This is a genomic window from Halosimplex pelagicum, from assembly GCF_013415905.1.
Taxonomy (GTDB): domain Archaea; phylum Halobacteriota; class Halobacteria; order Halobacteriales; family Haloarculaceae; genus Halosimplex; species Halosimplex pelagicum.
Window position 1 is genome coordinate 1,833,009 of sequence record NZ_CP058909.1, and the last position, 17,917, is coordinate 1,850,925.

General features: G+C 72.8%; 16 protein-coding genes. 11 read left to right on the forward strand and 5 right to left on the reverse strand.

All coding sequences use genetic code 11. The features are described from left to right. The first annotated feature begins 46 nt into the window (after positions 1–46). The 4 genes from HZS54_RS09020 (at position 47) to HZS54_RS09035 (ending at position 3,391) form a co-directional block, all read left to right on the forward strand. A complete protein-coding gene (locus HZS54_RS09020) occupies positions 47–550 on the forward strand; it encodes a DUF7519 family protein (protein ID WP_179922075.1) in 504 nt (167 codons plus the stop codon). A gap of 250 nt (positions 551–800) precedes the next feature. After that, entirely contained in the window at positions 801–2,030 is a 1,230-nt protein-coding gene (locus tag HZS54_RS09025; protein ID WP_179922077.1) for a carboxylate--amine ligase, read from the forward strand. 123 nt (positions 2,031–2,153) lie between these two features. Continuing rightward, positions 2,154–2,741 (forward strand): hypothetical protein, encoded by a 588-nt coding sequence (locus HZS54_RS09030; protein WP_179922079.1) that lies wholly within the window; start codon positions 2,154–2,156, stop codon positions 2,739–2,741. Then, entirely contained in the window at positions 2,738–3,391 is a 654-nt protein-coding gene (locus tag HZS54_RS09035) for a DUF2238 domain-containing protein (protein WP_179922081.1), read from the forward strand. Before HZS54_RS09030 ends, HZS54_RS09035 begins: the two co-directional genes overlap by 4 nt. 40 nt (positions 3,392–3,431) lie before the next feature. Here the strand turns inward: HZS54_RS09035 and HZS54_RS09040 are convergent, their stop codons facing one another. The 4 genes from HZS54_RS09040 to HZS54_RS09055 all read right to left on the reverse strand — a co-directional run bounded on the left by HZS54_RS09040 (position 3,432) and on the right by HZS54_RS09055 (position 7,638). Further along, positions 3,432–4,454: an AI-2E family transporter gene (locus HZS54_RS09040; protein WP_179922083.1), complete on the reverse strand. Its 1,023-nt coding sequence runs from the start codon at positions 4,452–4,454 to the stop codon at positions 3,432–3,434. Between the two features lie 173 nt (positions 4,455–4,627). Continuing rightward, complete coding sequence (locus tag HZS54_RS09045) at positions 4,628–6,205, reverse strand: cryptochrome/photolyase family protein (protein ID WP_179922085.1); 1,578 nt, start codon at positions 6,203–6,205, stop codon at positions 4,628–4,630. Positions 6,206–6,349: 144 nt separating this feature from the next. Next, a complete protein-coding gene (locus HZS54_RS09050; RefSeq protein ID WP_179922986.1) occupies positions 6,350–6,814 on the reverse strand; it encodes a DUF1269 domain-containing protein in 465 nt (154 codons plus the stop codon). 224 nt (positions 6,815–7,038) lie between these two features. Further along, entirely contained in the window at positions 7,039–7,638 is a 600-nt protein-coding gene (locus HZS54_RS09055) for an HdeD family acid-resistance protein (protein WP_179922087.1), read from the reverse strand. 298 nt (positions 7,639–7,936) lie between these two features. Here HZS54_RS09055 and HZS54_RS09060 point away from each other — a divergent pair, with 298 nt between their 5' ends. Beyond that, entirely contained in the window at positions 7,937–8,080 is a 144-nt protein-coding gene (locus HZS54_RS09060; RefSeq protein ID WP_179922089.1) for a hypothetical protein, read from the forward strand. Then, positions 8,077–9,402, forward strand: a complete 1,326-nt coding sequence (locus tag HZS54_RS09065; RefSeq protein WP_179922091.1) for a metallophosphoesterase — start codon at positions 8,077–8,079, stop codon at positions 9,400–9,402. The genes HZS54_RS09060 and HZS54_RS09065 overlap by 4 nt, the downstream gene beginning before the upstream one ends. A 15-nt stretch (positions 9,403–9,417) precedes the next feature. Here the strand turns inward: HZS54_RS09065 and HZS54_RS09070 are convergent, their stop codons facing one another. Next, positions 9,418–10,431 (reverse strand): hypothetical protein, encoded by a 1,014-nt coding sequence (locus HZS54_RS09070; protein WP_179922093.1) that lies wholly within the window; start codon positions 10,429–10,431, stop codon positions 9,418–9,420. Between the two features lie 143 nt (positions 10,432–10,574). Here HZS54_RS09070 and HZS54_RS09075 point away from each other — a divergent pair, with 143 nt between their 5' ends. From HZS54_RS09075 to HZS54_RS09095, 5 genes are all read left to right on the forward strand, one after another. Continuing rightward, positions 10,575–12,608: a hydantoinase/oxoprolinase family protein gene (locus tag HZS54_RS09075; protein WP_179922095.1), complete on the forward strand. Its 2,034-nt coding sequence runs from the start codon at positions 10,575–10,577 to the stop codon at positions 12,606–12,608. Continuing rightward, entirely contained in the window at positions 12,605–14,248 is a 1,644-nt protein-coding gene (locus HZS54_RS09080; protein ID WP_179922097.1) for a hydantoinase B/oxoprolinase family protein, read from the forward strand. Before HZS54_RS09075 ends, HZS54_RS09080 begins: the two co-directional genes overlap by 4 nt. 65 nt (positions 14,249–14,313) lie before the next feature. Then, on the forward strand, positions 14,314–15,345 hold the full coding sequence (locus tag HZS54_RS09085) for a DUF4129 domain-containing protein (protein WP_179922099.1): 1,032 nt from the start codon (positions 14,314–14,316) through the stop codon (positions 15,343–15,345). Next, positions 15,342–17,402, forward strand: coding sequence for a DUF58 domain-containing protein (locus HZS54_RS26050; RefSeq protein ID WP_218927135.1), 2,061 nt, complete (start codon positions 15,342–15,344; stop codon positions 17,400–17,402). The genes HZS54_RS09085 and HZS54_RS26050 overlap by 4 nt, the downstream gene beginning before the upstream one ends. After that, positions 17,399–17,890: a DUF7519 family protein gene (locus HZS54_RS09095; protein ID WP_179922101.1), complete on the forward strand. Its 492-nt coding sequence runs from the start codon at positions 17,399–17,401 to the stop codon at positions 17,888–17,890. The genes HZS54_RS26050 and HZS54_RS09095 overlap by 4 nt, the downstream gene beginning before the upstream one ends. Positions 17,891–17,917 lie beyond the last annotated feature (27 nt).

Consider the following 17,917-nt stretch of genomic DNA (forward strand, 5'->3'; position numbering starts at 1 on the left):
CGACGCCGGCGCGACCGCACCGGCCGCGACTCGGGAGGCGGTCGCCGTGAGCGGCACCGAGATCACGCGCCGACCGGGACGGCACTCGCTGGTCGTCTCGGGGGTCGCGGGCGCGACGGCGGCGGCGATGGCGCTGACCGGCGGCGGCGCCGGCGCGGTCGCGGCGGCGCTGGGGACGGTCGCGTTGCTCGCGGGCGTCCGTCGGGCGAACCACCGCGTCGTCGACGCGGGCGGGCTGGTCGCGTTCCTCGGGGTCGCCGCCGCGGCGCTGTCGGAGGCGCCGCCGGTCGCGGTCCTGCTCGGGACGGTCGCGGCGGTCGTCGCCTGGGACGCCGGGACCAACGCCGTCTCGCTGGGCCGGCAACTGGGCGCCGAAGCCGACACCATCCGCGCCGAGAACCTCCACGCGATGGCCGGCGCCGTCGTCGGCCTCGTCACCGCCGTCTTCGGGCTCGTCCTCTTCGAGGTCGGCCCCACCCGCCAGCCCGTCACCACGCTCTTCGTCCTCCTGATCGCCGCGACGCTGCTCGTCGTCGCGCTGAACCGGTGATCCCCCGACCCGACGGCGGGACCTAGCCGTATTCAACCGAGCGATACGATCGGGTTACCCGTCGCGGTCGTGCGCTCCGGACGCCGAACCCGGCGGTCGGGGCCGGCCGCAGCCGGCGAGCGCGTCGGCACGGTCCGCTTCGATCGCGCCCGGTGGTTCAGCGGTACTCCGAGGCTGTGAGAGCGAAGCGTACCGATACCGGGCGTTTCAGAGTCGATTACTACGGCGCGTCACCGCGTGGGATCCGGGTATGGTCGAAGGCAGCACGTCCGACGGGCCAGCCGTCGCGGTGCCGGTCACGGACGTTCCGAGCACGGTCGCCACGCTCCGCTCGCTCGCTCCGGAGGGCATCCACACGGTCGTCGTGTCGGAGATGGCCACCGCGCAGGCCTTCGCGTCGAAGTACTGCGGCGAAGTCGTCCGGACGGCCGACCCGCACGCGGACCTGCTCGCCTACAGGGACGACCTGCTCGACGTGGCGGCCCGCGACGACGTTCGGACCATCGTCCCCGTCCGGGAGGTCGACGCGTACGTCCTCTCCCGATACCGGTCGTCGTTCGAGCGACACGTATCGCTGCCGGTGCCCGACATGGCGGCGCTCGAACGCGTCCACGACAGGCTGTTGCTGGCCGAGACCGCCGAAGCCGCCGGGGTCCCCGTGCCGGACACCCGGCGGCCGGCCGATGTCGATGACTGGTCGCGGGACCTGCTCGCCAAGTCCCGGTACAACCTGCTCACCGAGACGTACGACGACTCGCTGGCGCCCGGCGAGAGCGCGACCTCGGACCTGATCGAGCACTTCGAGACCGGCGTCCGACCGGACCTCGACTCGCTGCGCGAGCGCCACCGGGTCGAGCCGATCGTCCAGGAGTTCGTCCCGGGCGCCGAGGAGTACATGGTCGCCGCGCTGTACGACTCGGGCGACCCGCTGGCCGTGTTCCAGCACCGCCAGGTCCGGGGCACCCGCTACACCGGGTCGGGCGGCGCCTACCGCGAGTCGGTCTCGATCCCCGAACTCGAAGCGGTGGCGACCGACCTGCTCGACCACCTCGAGTGGAACGGCCTGGCCTGCCTGGAGTACCTGAGAGACGAGGACACCGGCGAGTTCGTCCTCGCGGAGATCAACCCGCGCATGTGGCAGTCGCTCGCGTCCACCGTCGCGATGGGGGCCGACTTCCCCCGGTACTACTGGCAGCAGGCGACCGGCCGGGCCGACGAGATCGATCCCTCCTACGACCTGGGCGTCGGCTGTCACTGGCTGAAAGGCGAGTTCCTCCACGCGCTGAGTCTCTTCCGGTTCGACTCCCCGCACGTCGAGCGGCCGGGCTACGCCGAGACGCTGCGGGACATCGCCGTCTCCACCTACCGGCAGCCGCGCTTCGACTACCTCTCGCTCGACGACCCCGGCCCGTTCCTCCAGGACTGCTCGACGCTGCTCGCCGAGCTGCCCGCCGTCCCGAGACTGCAGGTCAAGGGCTGAGGCGACCGATCGGCGCGGCCCCGCTCGGCCCGCGGCTTCGATCCGGGGTCGCGGGGCGGTCCCTACGCCCCGGGCGGCAGTCGCCGGCCGCCGGCTTTTCCCGCTCGGTCCGCAACCCTCGGCATGGAACGGTTCGGATCGCTCCGCCGAGGCGGCCGAGCGAACGCCGCGGTCGCGTGGGCGTCGGTCGGCGCGCTGGTCGCCGTCGCGGCCGCCAGCGCGCTCGCCGGGGACCTCCCGTGGTCGCTCCTCGCGCTGGCGCTGGCGGTCCCGGTCGCGGCCCCCGCGGTGGCCGCCCGCGAGCCGACCGCGACGGTCCCCTGGGCCATAGCGGTGGTCTCGGCCGCAGCGGCCGCCGGCCCGTGGGTCGGCGTCCCGGCCGAGATCGCCGGTTATCTCGCGGTCGCGGCGTTCGCGACCGCCGCGGTCGTCGACCTCGTCGCGTTCACGAGCGTCGAGCTGAGCCGGGGGTTCGCGGCCGTCTCGGTCGCGCTGACGACGATGGCCGCCCAGGCGGTCTGGACCGTCGCGCAGTTCTACTCGGACGCGTGGCTCGGGACCGGCTACCTCGGCTCGAAGACGGAGCTCCAGTGGGACCTGGTCGCCGCAACGGCCGTCGCGGTCGCCGCCGGCGTCGCGTTCCGGTGGTACGCCGAGCGCTTCGAGGACCCGCGTTCGACCGACCGGTCGGCGCGGTCGGGGTCGACATGACGCTGGGCGACGCGCTCGGGCTCTCGGACGACCGGGAGCGGCTGCTCACACGTGGCCTGCAGGCGGCGCTGGCGGCGCTGTCGGCCTACGGGGCCGCGACCGGCGACTGGGGGGCCGCCGTCAACGGCGCCTCGGCGCTGGCGGTGACGTTCCTGCCGGCGCTGTTGCGCCGGGAGTACGGCTACGTGATGGACCCCGGGATCGTGCTGTGGATCGCGGTGGCGGTGTTCCTGAACGCGCTGGGCTTTCTGGGTCTCTACCAGCGCTTCCAGTGGTACGACGAGATCACCCACACCGTCTCGGGGACGCTCGTCGCCGGGGTCGGGTACGCGTCGTTCCGCGCCGTCGAGGACCACTCCGAGGCGGTCGCGGCGCCCCCATCCGTCCGGGCGGCGTTCGTCGTCGTCTTCGTCCTCGCGGCGGGAGTCGTCTGGGAGCTGCTGGAGTTCGCGTCGGAGCTGCTGGCGGGCGCGCTCGCCGCCGAGGCGCCGCTGGTCGTCTACGGGATCGACGATATCGCGACCGACATGGTGTTCAACGGGGTCGCCGGCGTCCTCGTCGCGCTGTGGGGGACCGACTACGTCGGCGGGTTCGCCGCGTTCCTCAGGGACCGCCTCGCCGGCGGTGACGACGCCTCGGCCGAGCGGTGACCGGGACTGGTCCGACGGCGGATGGCAGCGGGCCGCGGCATCAGGACCCGCGCGCGCCGTCGCGGTCCGCCGCCAGCAGCTCGACGAGGGTCTTGCCCAGACCGAGGACGACGGGACCGACGAACAGGCCGAGAAAGCCGAACACGGCGATCCCGCCGAAGATGCCGACGACGAGCAGGGCGGGGTTGAGTCGCGCGCCGCGGCGCATCGCCAGCGGCCTGACCACGTTGTCCGACCCGCTCACGACGACGGCCCCGTAGACCGCCAGCCCCGCGGCCGCGACCGTCCCGCCCGTGACGGCGAGGTAGCCGGCCGCGGGGATCCAGACGAACGACGCGCCGATGAGCGGGAGCAGCGACAGGACGAACGTGAGCACGCCCCAGAAGACGATGTCGTCGAAGCCGACGACGACCAGACCGAGGACCGTCAGCACCGCCTGCAGGGCGGCGACGACGACGTTCCCGACGACGGCGGCCCACAGCAGGTCGTCCGTGCGCCGGAGCAGCTCGTCCGTCGTCGACGCGTCCAGGGGGCCGTTCGCGCGGACCCACGCGAGCAGCGCGTCCCCGTCGCGCAGGAGGTAGAAAAAGGCGAACAGGGTCACCACCGCACCGACGGCGACCGTCGGGAGCAGACCCACGGCACCAGTGATCTGACCGGTGATACCGCCGAGCACTATCCCGCCGAGGTCTCCCAGCGAACCGGCGGAGATCGCGGGCACGCCGGCCGCTCCGAGCCACTCCCGGAGGCCGACCGCGAGGCTGTCAGTGTCCGGGATCTCGACGCCGCGGACCACCGAGACCGCCTGGTCGACCGCGACCCCGACCAGCAGCGCCAGCGGCGCGACGACGACGGCGAGCGTCGCGACCGTCGTGGCCAGCGCGGCCGCGGTCGCCCCGACCCGGCGCGCGAGCCGCTCGTTCACCGGCGCGGCGAGGTAGGCGAGCAGACCGCCCAGGACGACCGCCTGGAACAGGGGGACCACTATCAGGACCGAGAGGGCGCCGACGGCGAGGGCGAGCGCTCGGAGGGCGGTCCGCGATGCGTCGTCGCCGTCGGTCACCGGGGCGTCACCACCCGACCCGTTCGGGCGTGGGTCGTTTTGTAATAACGTGCCAAGGGACTCGTCCGCACCGGCCCGAGTCCGCCGCGCACCGCCGTCGCGGTGGTCGGCCTCTCGAAGTGACTCCATATCCGGCGGTAACGCCGGCCAAATCCCGGGAGTGGCGACCGGCGTTACAGGTCCCCTCGCCGTTCCATCGTCCGGAGCTCGCTGACGCGCTGGTAGATCTCGTCCATCTCGCAGTCGTCGCGTTTGTCGTCGACGTGGCCGTACAGCGGGCCCATGCGGTGGTTACTGCGCAGCCGGTCCTCGTTGCGCGCGAGGAAGTCCCAGTACAGCGCGTTGAGCGGGCAGGCGCCCTTGCCGGTGGTCCGGTCGGGGTCGTAGGCGCAGTCGCCGCAGTAGTCGCTCATGTCGTCGACGTAGTTGGCCGATGCGACGTACGGTTTGGTGGCGAAGACGCCGCTACCGTAGCTCCCCATCTCGACGACGTTGGGCGTGGTCACCCAGTGGTAGGCGTCGACGTAGGTGGTGTGGAACCACTCGTTGAGCTCGGCGGGGTCGACCCCCCACAGCGTCGCGACGTTCGAGAGGACCATCAGCCGCTGGATGTGATGCGAGTAGCCCCGCTCGTACACGTCGGCGACACTGGCGCCGACGCAGGCCATGTCCGTCTCGCCGCTCCAGAACAGATCGGGGAGCGGTCGGTCGGCGCCCAGCTGGCTCGCCTCGGCCAGGTCGGGCATCGCGTGGCGGTAGACGTGGCGCACGAACTCCCGCCAGCCGAGGAACTGCCGGACGGCCCCCTCGGCGGAGTTGAGCGGCACGTCCGACCGTTCCTCGTAGGTGTCTTCGATGGCGGTGACGGCCTCCCAGGGGTGGACCAGTCCGAGGTTGACCGCCGGGGAGAGCAGGGCGTGGGCCATCGCGGGGTCGTCGGCGCGCATCGCGTCCTGGTAGGGGCCGAATTCGGGGAGTCGCTCGGCGACGAAGTGGTCGAGCGCGGCCAGCGCCTCGTCGCGGGTGACCGGCCAGGCGAAGCCCTCGGTTGACCCCCAGGTGTCGAACTCCTCGGCGACCCACTCGGCGACCTCCCGGGTCAGGTCGTCGACCGCGGGTTCGTAGACCGGCGGCGCCTCCCAGTCGTCGGGCGGGACCTCCCGATTCGCCTCGTCGAGGTTCCACTCGCCGCCGACGGGCTCGCCGTCCGCCATCAGGACGCCGCTCTCGCGGCGCATCCACCGGTAGAAATCCTCGTGGCGGAACTGGTCGCCCTCGCCCCCACCGTCCGCCCACTCGTCGAAGGCCTCGGGAGTCGAGCAGAACAGCTCGTTGCCGACGAGTTCGAGGTCGCCGCCGACGGTTTCGACGAGGTCACGGAAGCGGTCGCCGCTGCGGTGGCTCGGCGAGCGCATCGCGACGAGCGTGTCCTCGGGGTACCGGTCGAAGTACGTCGCCAGCCCCTCGCGGAACGTCTCGGCTCGCACGTACTCGACCTCGTAACCGGCGTCGCGGAGTTCGTCCCTGAAGTGGCGCATCGCGGCGAAGACGAGCGTGAGCTTGTGGTGGTGGTAGGGTTTGCGCCGGGCGAACCCGTGGGCTTCGATCATACAGACGCGCGACCCCGATGGCGCGCGGCCGAGCGGCCCGACCTCGGGGTGGAGGTGGGTCCCGAGGACCCAGGGGACGCGGTTCGGGTCGTCCAGGTCGTACTCGTCGGGGGTGCCGACGACCGGGCGTGGCTGTGTCATGGCGGAGACGGGGCCGATACCGTCTCTAGCGCGACTTGCACAATAGAGACGGTACCCACACAGTTCGATCGGGGATGGGCTCCGCGTCGTCGGCCGTCCGGCGAGGGGCGACGGATCCGGAGCGCGAGCCGCTCCGCGAGCCGGTTACCCGGCGACTTCCTCGGCGGCGAAGGTCTCGCGCAGTTGGGTCTCCTCGTCGGGCGAGAGGTTGCTCTCGATGAGCTGGAACTCCATGTCTTCGGTCTCCTCTTTGATGCGCTCGATCTGGGCGTCGCGGGCGAGGAGGAACAGCGCCGAGTGGCCCGGCTCGATCGTGTCGCCGACCTCCTCGATGAACGAGTCGTCGACGCCGATATCGCCGAGCTTCCCGGAGACCGCGCCGGCGGCGGCGCCGGCGAGCAGCCCCGCCCACGGGGCGAAAAAGAGCAGCCCGATCAACATTCCCCAGAAGGCGCCGCCGAGCGCGCCCGCGCCGACGAGGCTGTGGGCCTGCTTGACCTTCGCGCGACCGTTCTCCTTGCGGACGACCACCGCGGCGTCCTCGAGTGTGATCAGCTCGCGACGCTGGAAGTCGTTCATCTTCTCACGCATCTGTTCCGCGCCATCCATGGTGTCGAACGCGAGTACTACGAGCGAACTCATGCGTTCGACCGTGGGGGTGGTTCACGCATAGTAATGGACGTGACAATGGCGAGAAAGCTCCCCGGAATTCGAGTAATCTCCCGTAGAACCGATCTAGGGTCATCTTTCGGTGCATCGGTCGTCGGTGCTCGGCGCTCCGGTACTCCGTTCGAAATCTCGACACGCCGCTCGAAAAATCGCGGGTCGGTCGCTCACCCGCTCCGGGGCTCGCCGCCCATCGCCTCGCCGCCGCTCGCGACGCCGCTCCGTCGGCCGACGTAGCCGACGTACACCAGCAGGAGACCGGTGGACAGCAGGTGGACCCCGGTGAGGAGTCCGACCGCCCACGCGGCCGTGCTCGGAAAGCCCGCCCACAGCAGGACGGCCAGCGCCAGCGAGACGGCACCGCTCGCGACGTACCAGAGCCAGTTGGGCTCCGAGCGCGCCCGGGCCCCCATCGCGATTTGGATGACTCCTTCGACCGCGAAGTAGGCGATGAGCAGGATCGTCACCGTCGTCAGGCCGAGCACCGGGTTGGCCAGCAGCGAGATCCCGGCGACCGCGTAGACGACCGCGAGCGCGACCTGCCAGGCCGTCCCGGCGACCCCGCCGACGGAGACGGCGTTGACGGCGTGCCCGAGCGCGCCGACGACCAGCAGCGCGCCGAGCAGGACCGAGACGGCGACGCCGGTCACGAACGGCGCCGCGATCGCGATCAGGCCGAGGAGGGTGATCAGGAGGCCGGCGCCCATCAGGTACCGCCAGCTCCGCTGTGCGTCCGCCGATTCGACCGAGGAGGTGTCTGTGCTCATGGTGTGTTCTCCCGGTGGGAGTACGCCGCCCCCCGAGATAACCGTATTCGTGATACTGTATCGACATTGTTACTCCCACTCGTACCGTTGGGGACGGTTGAATACGGTTACCGGGGAACGGGGAGCTTACTCGGCCGCAGTCGGGGTTCGGTCGGTGGCGAGCGCGGCACGCGGCGCGGCGGAGCGAACCCGAACCGGCGACGGTCGGTTCCCGGCGCCCCCTCACGGTGCTGGCCACGGACTCGATTCCAAGTGGAAACAACCGACTTGACGGCCTCGCCCATCGCTTCGAAACGAGATGGGACGGGTTTCGTCGCCGCTCGCGAGCGCCGCGGTCGTCCGGCAGTGGTCGAAGACGGTCGTCGCGACCCGCGGCCGGTCGCGCGCCGCCGTCGCAGCCGGGGTCGAGTCGGCGGCCGACCGGGGGAGGACGGCCGGATGACCGACGCGTACTACCTGATCAGCGACCTCCACATCGGCGGCGACGAGCAGCTGCGACACGTCGACTTCCGCGAGGAGCTGATCGACTTTCTCCGCGACCTGGCGGACAGCGACGAGGACGCCGAGCTGCTGATCAACGGCGACGCGTTCGGGCTGTGGGAGTTCACCGAGGTGGAGGGGTCGGCGAAGTTCGACGCGCTGGTCGCCGACTACCCGGAGCTGTTCGCGCAGTTGCGCGCGACCGGCGAGCGAGTCCCGATCACGCTCATCCCGGGCAACCACGACTACGAACTCGCGGCTCACGACGAGTACGTCGACCGCCTCGCCGAGTACAACGTCACGCTCGACCAGTCGGTGTCGATCACGCGCGACCTGGGTGACGCGGTCGTCCACGTCGAACACGGGATGCAGGAGGACCCGAACAACCGGATCCCCGACTTCGGGAACCCCTACGCGAACCCGCCGGGCTACTTCGTGAACCGCCAGATCACGAGCCGAGCGGGGCGGCTCTCCGGTCGCGGGAAGTACAACTGGCTCAGGGACATCCAGGCGGTGACGCCGATGACCCAGATCCCCGACTGGCTCGTCTCCAACTACTTCTACCGGGAGATGAGCGCCTGGCTGCGGTTTGCGGTCGTCCCCTTCCTGGCCCTGTTCAACGCGGCGCTGTGGTACGTCGGGGTCGTCGCCCTCGACGCCACCGGGGTCTGGTCGCTCCCGATGGCCGTCGTGCAGGGCGTCCTCCGGGACTTCGGTCCGGTCGGGTATCTGGTCGACATGATCCTCACGGCCAACCTGGTGCTCGTCGCCCTGCTGGCCGTGATCGCCGTCCCGCTGTACGTCTTCTTCAGGGACGTGCGGAAGACGCTCCGGCGGTTCGGGCTCGTCCGCGAGAGCGACGGCGAGGACCCCGTCGAGAAGTACCTCGACCGGGCGCGGGCGGTCTTCCGGGCCGACCCCGCCGTCGCCGTCTACGTCTACGGCCACACCCACCGCCCGTCGACGACCGAAGTAGGCGACCGGCTCGTGATAAACACCGGGACGTGGCTCAAACGCCTCCACCGCGTCGACCCGGTCGTCGGCCTCCTCCCGCCGGTGTACTACGCGTCGTTCCGCCTCAACTACTTCCGGCTCACCGCGGCCGACGACGGGGGCGTCCGCGTCGACTACGAGGTGATCGACAAGCCCGACCCCGACGACGAGACGCTCCTCCAGCGACTGCTCACCCGCCCGCCGGACCCCGAGGAACCGATCCCGGAGACGACCGTCGTCGACCCGCCCGTCTCGCCCGAGGAACGGGTGTCCGAGCCCGCCGAGGAGTGAGCGGCCGTGGGGCCACTAGCCGGTCGGCGGCCCGGCGGTGGCGGAGCCGGTCGTCGACGGCGCGGACGCGGTGCCGTCGGCGGTGGCGGTCGGCGCCCGGTCGGTGCTGGTCGTGACGGTGGCGTCCGGCGATCGGTCGGAGCCGGCTGCGGTCGCGTTCGGTCCCGGGGTCGTGACGGTGACGGCCTCGGAGCCGGGGACGCAGAACGCGTCGGGTCGGCTGACGGTGACGCCGCCGACTTCGCCGACGGAGAACGTCTCGACCTCGGTGGTGTTGACGATGCCGTCGATGGTGTCGCGCTGGAGCGTCCGGACCTGGCGGACGCGGCGGACGACGCCGCGGCGGTCGACGAACACCGTCGACTCGACGCTCAGCGCCTCGCCGGAGCCGACGAGGACCTCGATGTCGCGGGCCTCCTCGAAGATGCGCACCTCGGTGCCGTTCCAGGTGCGCGTGCCGATATGGGTGTAGTTGTAGCCGCCGATCCGCTCGTCGAGCCAGTTCTCGCCGGTCAGGGCGTCGCGGTACCAGGTCGACCCGGGCGAGTCGGGGTCGTAGGGGCGCTGGGCGACGGAGACGCCGCCCTCGACCTGCCGGAGCCGGTAGATCGTCCCGGCGACGGCGAACACCTGGACCGACTGGAAACCGAGCGTGACCCCCTCGTAGGTGAACGCGGCGGCGCCGGGCATGGCTCGCACGCGAGTGCCGTCCATCCGGAGCGAGAAACTGTGGTCGTCCAGCGCCGCGCCGTGGCCGGCGACGATGGCGTCGCCGTCGACCGTCCCGTTCGCGGCCGCCAGCGGCACGGGCGTCGCCGGCGTCGGGGCGGGCGTCCGGTCGTCGGCCGCGACTCGCGGGGCGAGACACTCCGTCGATGTCGGGGTGGCCGTCCGCAGCGACTCGGCGGTCGGGACCTCGACGGGCGTCAGCGTCGCCGTCCCGGGACGGTCGGTGCCGTCCCCGCCGGCGAAGGCGTTGCAGCCGGCGAGGACGACCAGCAGCGCGACGACGACGGTACGTCGATGCACGCTCCCCACTGAGGAGTCGACCCGCAAAAACCTACGCACGGCTATTCCGGGGGGTTACCGGCTCGACACCCCCGGCGGTGGACGCGCGTCCACGGCCCGCACCGACGGGGCAGGCTTATCGGCGTGCCGCCGCTGGATTCGGTATGGACGCAGCCGATGCCGACGGCGCCCGCGACGCAGCCGACGGCCGCGACGCCCGTCTGGGCGTCGACGTGGGCGGCACCTTCACCGACGTGGCGCTGGTGGTCGACGGCGACCTGACGACCGCGAAGGTCCCGACGACCGACGACCAGTCCCGCGGGGTCCTCGCCGGGGTCGAGGCGGCCTGCGACGCCGCCGACGTCGACCCGAGCGCGGTCGTCGGATTCCGCCACGCCACCACCGCCGCGGTCAACGCCGTCCTCGAAGGGGCGGGCGCCGAGACGGCGCTCGTCACGACCGAGGGGTTCGCCGACGCCGTCGAGATCGGTCGCCAGGACCGCCCGGACCTGTACGACCTCTCGGCGGAGAAACCAGAACCGCTCGTCCCGCGCGAGCGACGGTTCGAGGTGGCCGAGCGCGCCACCACCGAGGGGATCGAGACGCCCGTCGACCCCGAGGAACTCCGGACGGTCGCAGATTCCCTCGAAGGAAACTGCGAGAGCGTGGCCGTCTCGTTCCTGCACGCGTACGCTCACCCGGACAGCGAGCGGCGGGCGGCCGAGATTCTCCGAGAAGAGTTGGACGTGCCGGTGTCGGCCAGCCACGAGGTACACGCGGCGTTCCGCGAGTACGAGCGGACGGCGACGACGGTCGCCGACGCGTACGTGACGCCCGTGATCGACGACTATCTCGGGCGCTTGACCGAGCGGGTCGCGGATCTGGGGCTCCCGCCGGTGCGAGTGATGCAGTCCAACGGCGGGATCGCCGACGCCGAGACCGTCAGGGAGCGCGCGGTCACGACGCTGCTGTCGGGGCCGGCGGCTGGCGTCGTCGGCGCCGCGCGGTTCGAGCGGTCCGACCACGCCGGGCTCGTGACCTTCGATATGGGCGGCACCTCCTCGGACGTGAGCCTCGTTCGCGAGGGGAGCGCCGAGCGGACGACCGACGCCGAGATCGGGGGCCACCCCGTCGGGGTCCCGATGGTCGACGTACACACCGTCGGCGCGGGCGGCGGCTCGATCGCGCGGGTCGACGAGGGGGGTGCGCTCCGGGTGGGGCCCGAATCCGCGGGCGCCGAGCCCGGCCCGGCCTGCTACGGCAAGGGCGGCGACGAACCCACGGTCACCGACGCGGCGGTCGTGCTGGGGTATCTCGGGGCGGACACGACGCTCGGCGAGGGACTGGAACTCGACGCCGACCGCGCCGAGGGGGTGATGGAGGACCTCGCGGACGCGGCCGGCCTCGACACGGTCGTCGACGCCGCCCAGGGCGTCTACCGGGTCGCGAACGCGACGATGGCGCGGGCGATCCGCGGGGTGACCGTCGAGCGGGGCCACGACCCCCGGGAGTTCGCCCTCGCGGCGTTCGGCGGCGCCGGGCCGATGCACGCCGCCACGCTCGCCGACCGGCTGGGGATCGAGACCGTCCTCGTCCCGCCCGGTAACGGCGTCCTCTCGGCGCTGGGCCTGCTGGCCGCCGACGAGCGCCACGACGCGACCCGGACGCACCGCACGGGCCTGGCCGGCGCGGACCCCGACGCCGTCGAGTCGGTGTTCGACGACCTGGCCGACGAGGCACTCGCCGAGACGAGCGATCCCGCGGCCGCGACGGTCGAGCGCGAGGCCGAGTGTCGCTACGCGGGCCAGAGCTTCGAACTCGCGGTCGGCGCGCCCGACCCGTTCGACCCCGATACCGTGCGCGAGCGGTTCCACGACGAGCACGAGCGCGCTCGCGGCTACCGCATGGACGAACCGGTCGACCTGGTCACCTGCCGTGTCACGGCGACGGTGCCGGGCGACCCGCCGGAGCTGTCCCACGACCCCGAGGGCGACCCGCTGCTGGGCAAACGGGACCTCTTCTTCGAGTCGGGGTTCTACCGCGCGCCGGTGTACGACCGCGCTCGCGTCCCCGTCGGCGTGTCCGTGGACGGTCCGACGATCTTCGCCGGCGGGGAGAGCACGGTCGTCCTCCCGCCGCGGTGGACCGCCAGGGCCGACGAACAGGGGACACTCGTGCTGGAGGCGGGTGAGGAATGAGTCGCGACGGTTCCGATCCCGAACCGGACCTCGACCCGGTCGAACTGGAGATACTGCGGAACCAACTGGAGAGCGTCGCCGAGGAGATGGGCCAGGTCCTGATCCGGGGCGCCTACTCGCCGAACATCACGGAGCGACGGGACTGCTCGACGGCGGTCTTCGACGCCGACGGGCGGCTGGTCGCCCAGGCCGAACACATCCCGGTCCACCTGGGCGCGATGCCCGAGGCGGTCGACGCGGTGCTCGACCGCGACCCCGAGCCGGGCGACGTGTTCGCGCTGAACGACCCCTTCGAAGGGGGGACCCACCTCCCGGACGTGACGCTGGTCTCGCCGATCGCGCCCGAGCGGGACCCGGAATCCGGAGAGGAGTCCGAGATCCTCGGCTACGCGGTCTCGCGGGCACATCACGCCGACGTGGGCGGGATGGCGCCGGGGAGCATGCCAGCGGGCGCCCGCGACATCCACCAGGAGGGGCTTCGCATCCCGCCCGTCAGGCTCGTCGCGGGCGGGGAGATCGACGAGGAGATCGAGTCGCTCGTCCTCGCGAACGTCCGCGACCCCGACGAGCGCCGGGCGGACCTGCGGGCGCAGATCGCCGCCAACGACCGCGCCGAGGAGCGGATCGCCGACCTCCTCGCCGCCCACGGCGACCGCCTGCTCGCGGCGTTCGACGCCGTGATCGACTACTCCCGCGAGCGCGTCGAGAGCGAACTCCGCGAGCTCCCGGACGGGACCTACCGCGCGGCCGACGCGCTGGAGGGCGACGGCGTCACCGACGAGGACGTTCCGATCGAGGTGGCGGTCACCGTCGACGGCGCGACCGTCGACGTTGACTTCGCCGGCACCGCCGACCAGGTCGCCGGCAACGTCAACGCCCCCCTGACCGTCGCCAAGAGCGCCGTATACTTCGTGATCAGATGTATTACCGATCCCGAGATACCGCCGAACCAGGGCTGTTACGACCCGGTCACGGTCGGTGCGCCCGAGGGGTCGCTGTTGAACCCCGAGCCGCCGGCGGCGGTCGTCGGCGGGAACGTGGAGACGAGCCAGCGGGTGACCGACGCCGTCTTCGCGGCGCTGGCCGAGGCGGCGCCCGACCGGGTCCCCGCGGGCGGCCAGGGGACGATGAACAACCTCGTCGTCGGCGACGCCGAGTTCGCCTACTACGAGACCGTCGGCGGCGGCGCGGGCGCGAACCCGGGGAGCGACGGCCTCTCCGGCGTGCAGGTCGGGATGACGAACACGCTGAACACGCCCGTCGAGGCGCTGGAAGCGGCCTACCCGCTCCGGGTCGAGCGCTACGCGCTCCGCGAGGGCAGCGGCGGCGACGGTCGACATCGCGGGGGCGACGGGCTCGTTCGGAGCGTCCGGGTCGAGACCGACGCGACCGTCTCGCTGCTGACCGAGCGGCGTCGGCACGCTCCCCGGGGGATCGCGGGCGGCGGCGACGGCCAGCCGGGGATCAACCGCATCGACGGCGAGCGCGTCCCGGCGAAGGTCACCCGCGAGGTGTCGGCTGGGACGACCGTCACCGTCGAGACGCCCGGCGGCGGCGGTCACGGGCGGTCGGCGGCCGATTCGGCGGACGAGTCCGGACCGGACGACGACACCGACGAACCGTCGGCCGACGCGGCGTGACCGGCCAGCCGCGGCCGGCGGACGCGACGGGAGCCTTAAGTCCCTCCTGACTGTTTGGTCAGGTCATGGCAGACCGAGCGGCTGCGGCCGTGGTGGTGGTGTTGTGTGTCGTCGCGCTGGCGCTGACGGCGTCGACGCTCTCGCCCACGTCGAGCAACCAGCGGGGCGCGGGCGAGGGCGAACGGGTCGGGGCCGACGACGACCCGCTGGGCCAGCAGACGCCGACCAACCAGAGCGCGCCCGACGCGCCCGGGCTGCCGGGCGACCTGGTGGCGATCCTGGTCGCGGTCGCGGTCGTACTGGCGATTCCGGGGGCGCTGTTGATGGGGTACGACCGGGCGCTCGGTATCGCCGCCGCAGTCGTGCTGTTCGCCGGACTGCTGGGGCTGTACTTTCTCCTCTCCGGGACGATCGACGCCCCGTTGCCCGGCGGTGACATCCCGAACGCGTCCGGCAGTCCGTTCGGTGGCGGCGGCGACATGGGCAGCGCCGACGAGAGCGCGGCGGACAACGCCCGGGACCTGCCCTCGCTGGTGACGTTCGGCGTCGTCGGGTTCGCGCTGCTGGCCGCGCTGGGGCTGATCTACTACGCCAGCGCCAGCGTCGACGCGTCGGTCGACCCGTCGCCGCCGCCCGAGCCCGACTCGCCCGACCGGGAAGCGGTGGGCGCCGCCGCGGCCCGCGCGGCCGAGCGGATCGACGACCACGAGGGCGACGCCGAGAACGCCGTCTACGAGGCCTGGGTCGAGATGACGACCGCGCTCGCGGTGCCCGACCCCGCGACGAGCACGCCCGGCGAGTTCGCCGACGCCGCGACCGCCGCCGGGATGGACGAGGCCCGCGTCGCCGAGCTGACCGACCTCTTCGAGCGGGTCCGCTACGGCTCGGAGCCGGTCACCGCCGACCACGAACGGCAGGCGGTCGAGACCCTGCGGGCGATCCAGGCGGCCCACGAGGGGGTCGACGCCGATTCGGTCGTCGCGGCCGCCGACGCCGAGTCCGACGGCGGGTCGCCGGTGGGCGACGGCCCGGGAGACGAGGCGGGCGCGACCGAGACCGGCGGCGACGCGCCCGACGAGTCGGGTGATCGGACGTGAGCCCGGACGACGTGGACCGGGACCCCGGGAGCGTCACCGACCAGCGCCTCCAGCAGGGCCAGGCCATGCGGCGGACGATGGAGGGCGTCGACGCGGGCGTGACCGGCGATATCGACTTCGAAGCGCCGTCCGTGCGCGACAACCCGGTCAGGACGGCCATCGGGCTGGTCGTCGTCGTGGCGGGGCTGGCCGCGGTCGTCGGTCTCGACGCGGTGCCCGCGCTCCCGTTCGGGAACGGCGTCGTGGCCGCGATCTCGATCTCGGCGGTCCTCACCGGGTCGCTCGCGCTGGCCAGACGGGCGTTCACCGACTACGAGACGGCCGAGACGGCCGACGTGGAGTACCGCGAGTCCGTCACCGTCCCCGGTTCGGACTTCGACGACGCGCTCGCCGGCGCGATCCACGGGCTGAGCCGGACGCGCGTGGACGCTCGCCGCGACGTGACCGAACGACTCCGGCGCGCGGCCGTCTCCATCTACGCGCAGGCCGAGCGCATCCCCGAGGCGGAGGCCCGCGAGGCCGTCGCCCTGGGGACGTGGACCGACGACCCCGTCGCCGCGGCCCTGCTCTCCGACGAGTCGTCGGTCTCGTCCACCGGCGACCAGGTTCGGTCGCTCGTCGGTCGCCGACCGAAGCTCGCGACCGACATCGACCGCGTGCTGGCCGAACTGGCCGCCCTCGCGCCCGGTCTCGACCCCGCGGACTGGGCGGACGCGTCGACCGACGCCGACCGGCCCGCGACGGTCCGGACGACCGACCGGCGGCGCCGACAGGTCGACCGGCGGACGAACCGGTGGACCGGCCTGACGGGGCTGGGCCTGCTCGCCGTCGGCGTCGGCATCTGGGCCGGTCACTCGGCGGTGCCGCCGTCGCTGATGGTCGCCGCCGCGACCGTCGTCGGCGCCGCCGGCTACGTCTACCTCTCCTCGCCGCCGCCCGTCGAACTGGCCGTCGAGCGCGACCTTTCCGCGACCGACCCCGCGCCTGGCGAGGCGGTCACCGTGACCGTCCGCGTCACCAACGAGAGCGACGACCTCCTCCCCGACCTGCGACTGGTCGACGGCGTCCCGCCGGCCGTCCGGGTCGTCGACGGCTCCCCGCGGTTCGCCACCGCGCTACGGGCCGGCGAGACCGTCTCCTTCTCCTACACCGTCGAGGCGGTCCGGGGCGAGCACCCGTTCGACCCGGTCCACGTCATCGCCCGCGACTTCAGCGGCGCCCTGGAGCGCGAGCGCCACGTCCCGAGCGGGGGCGAGACGGTCCTCTCCGCCGCGCTCGACCTGAGCGCCGACGAGGAGATCCCCGTTCACCCCCAGACCGCCCGGCGGGTCGGCCGCGTCGTCACCGACACCGGCGGCAGCGGCGTCGAGCTCCACTCCGTCCGGGAGTACCAGCGCGGCGACCCCCTCTCCCGGATCGACTGGAACCGCGTCGCCCGCAGCGGGGAGTTCGCCACACTACTCTTCCGCGAGGAACACGCCGCGACGGTGGTCGTCCTCGTCGACGCCCGCGCGGAGGCGTACGTCTCCCCGCGGGTCGACGCCCCCTCGGCCGTCGACCACAGCATCGCCGCCGCGGACGTGGTCGTCGCCTCGCTCATCGGCGCCGGCGACTCCGTGGGGCTGGCCGCCCTCTCGCCTGAGCGGTGCTGGCTCGAACCCCGCGGCGGCGCCACGCAGGCCGCCCGCGCCCGCAGCCTGCTCGAACGCCACCCCGCCTTCGACGGGAACCGGCCCGAGGGCGCCTTCTACGGCGAGTTCGCCGAGCGCCGGCTCCGCCGGGAGCTCCCCAGCGACGCCCAGCTGGTCCTCTGCTCGCCGCTGGCCGACGACGACGCCGTCGGCATCGTCCGCCAGCTACACGCCCGCGGGTTCCCGGTCACGGTGCTCAGCCCCGACGTGACCGCCGGTGCCTCGACGGGGCAGCGGTTGGCCACCGTCGAGCGGGCGATGCGGATCTCCCGGCTGCGCCGCGCGGGCGTCCGCATCGTCGACTGGGATCCCGACGAGCCGCTGGAGACGGCCATCGACGCCGCCCAACGGCGGTGGTCGGCGTGAGCGTCGTCCGCCGCCCCGCCCGCGGGTCGGTGTGGATCGCCCTCGCACCGGCCGTCGTCGCCGTCCTCGGCCTCTCGGTCAACCTCGGCTCGTTCGTCGTCGCCGCGGCCGGCCTCGCCGTCGTCGGCTTCGGGACCAGCCGGGCCTCTCGCTCGCTCGTGACCGTCGGCAGCGGCCTGATCTTCGCCGGCGTCCTCAACGCCGGCGCCCGCGGCGCCCCGCCGGCCGTCCTGCTGCTCGTGACCGCCGCCACGATCGTCACCTGGACGACCGCCGAGCACGTCGTCGGCCTCGCCGAACACCTGGGCCGCGAGGCCCCGGTCCAGCGGTCGATCCTCGTCCACCTCGGCGGCGCGACGCTGACGACGCTGCTGGCCGGCGGCATCGGCCTCGGCGTCTTCCTGACCTCGACCGCCACGCTCACGCCCGGCGTCCTCGTCTTCCTGCTCGTCGGCAGCGGGCTGTTGCTGTACGCGCTCGAACCCTGACGGGGCGCCCGGCACGCGCTCGGACCG

What these genes read in the sequence shown, in the direction of transcription:
- HZS54_RS09025 (WP_179922077.1), top strand. Translation starts at nt 801, where the DNA reads ATGGTCGAAGGCAGCACGTCCGACGGGCCAGCCGTCGCGGTGCCGGTC.
- HZS54_RS09030 (WP_179922079.1), top strand. Translation starts at nt 2,154, where the DNA reads ATGGAACGGTTCGGATCGCTCCGCCGAGGCGGCCGAGCGAACGCCGCG.
- HZS54_RS09035 (WP_179922081.1), top strand. Translation starts at nt 2,738, where the DNA reads ATGACGCTGGGCGACGCGCTCGGGCTCTCGGACGACCGGGAGCGGCTG.
- HZS54_RS09045 (WP_179922085.1), bottom strand. Translation starts at nt 6,205, where the DNA reads ATGACACAGCCACGCCCGGTCGTCGGCACCCCCGACGAGTACGACCTG.
- HZS54_RS09050 (WP_179922986.1), bottom strand. Translation starts at nt 6,814, where the DNA reads ATGGATGGCGCGGAACAGATGCGTGAGAAGATGAACGACTTCCAGCGT.
- HZS54_RS09055 (WP_179922087.1), bottom strand. Translation starts at nt 7,638, where the DNA reads ATGAGCACAGACACCTCCTCGGTCGAATCGGCGGACGCACAGCGGAGC.
- HZS54_RS09060 (WP_179922089.1), top strand. Translation starts at nt 7,937, where the DNA reads ATGGGACGGGTTTCGTCGCCGCTCGCGAGCGCCGCGGTCGTCCGGCAG.
- HZS54_RS09065 (WP_179922091.1), top strand. Translation starts at nt 8,077, where the DNA reads ATGACCGACGCGTACTACCTGATCAGCGACCTCCACATCGGCGGCGAC.
- HZS54_RS09075 (WP_179922095.1), top strand. Translation starts at nt 10,575, where the DNA reads ATGGACGCAGCCGATGCCGACGGCGCCCGCGACGCAGCCGACGGCCGC.
- HZS54_RS09080 (WP_179922097.1), top strand. Translation starts at nt 12,605, where the DNA reads ATGAGTCGCGACGGTTCCGATCCCGAACCGGACCTCGACCCGGTCGAA.
- HZS54_RS09085 (WP_179922099.1), top strand. Translation starts at nt 14,314, where the DNA reads ATGGCAGACCGAGCGGCTGCGGCCGTGGTGGTGGTGTTGTGTGTCGTC.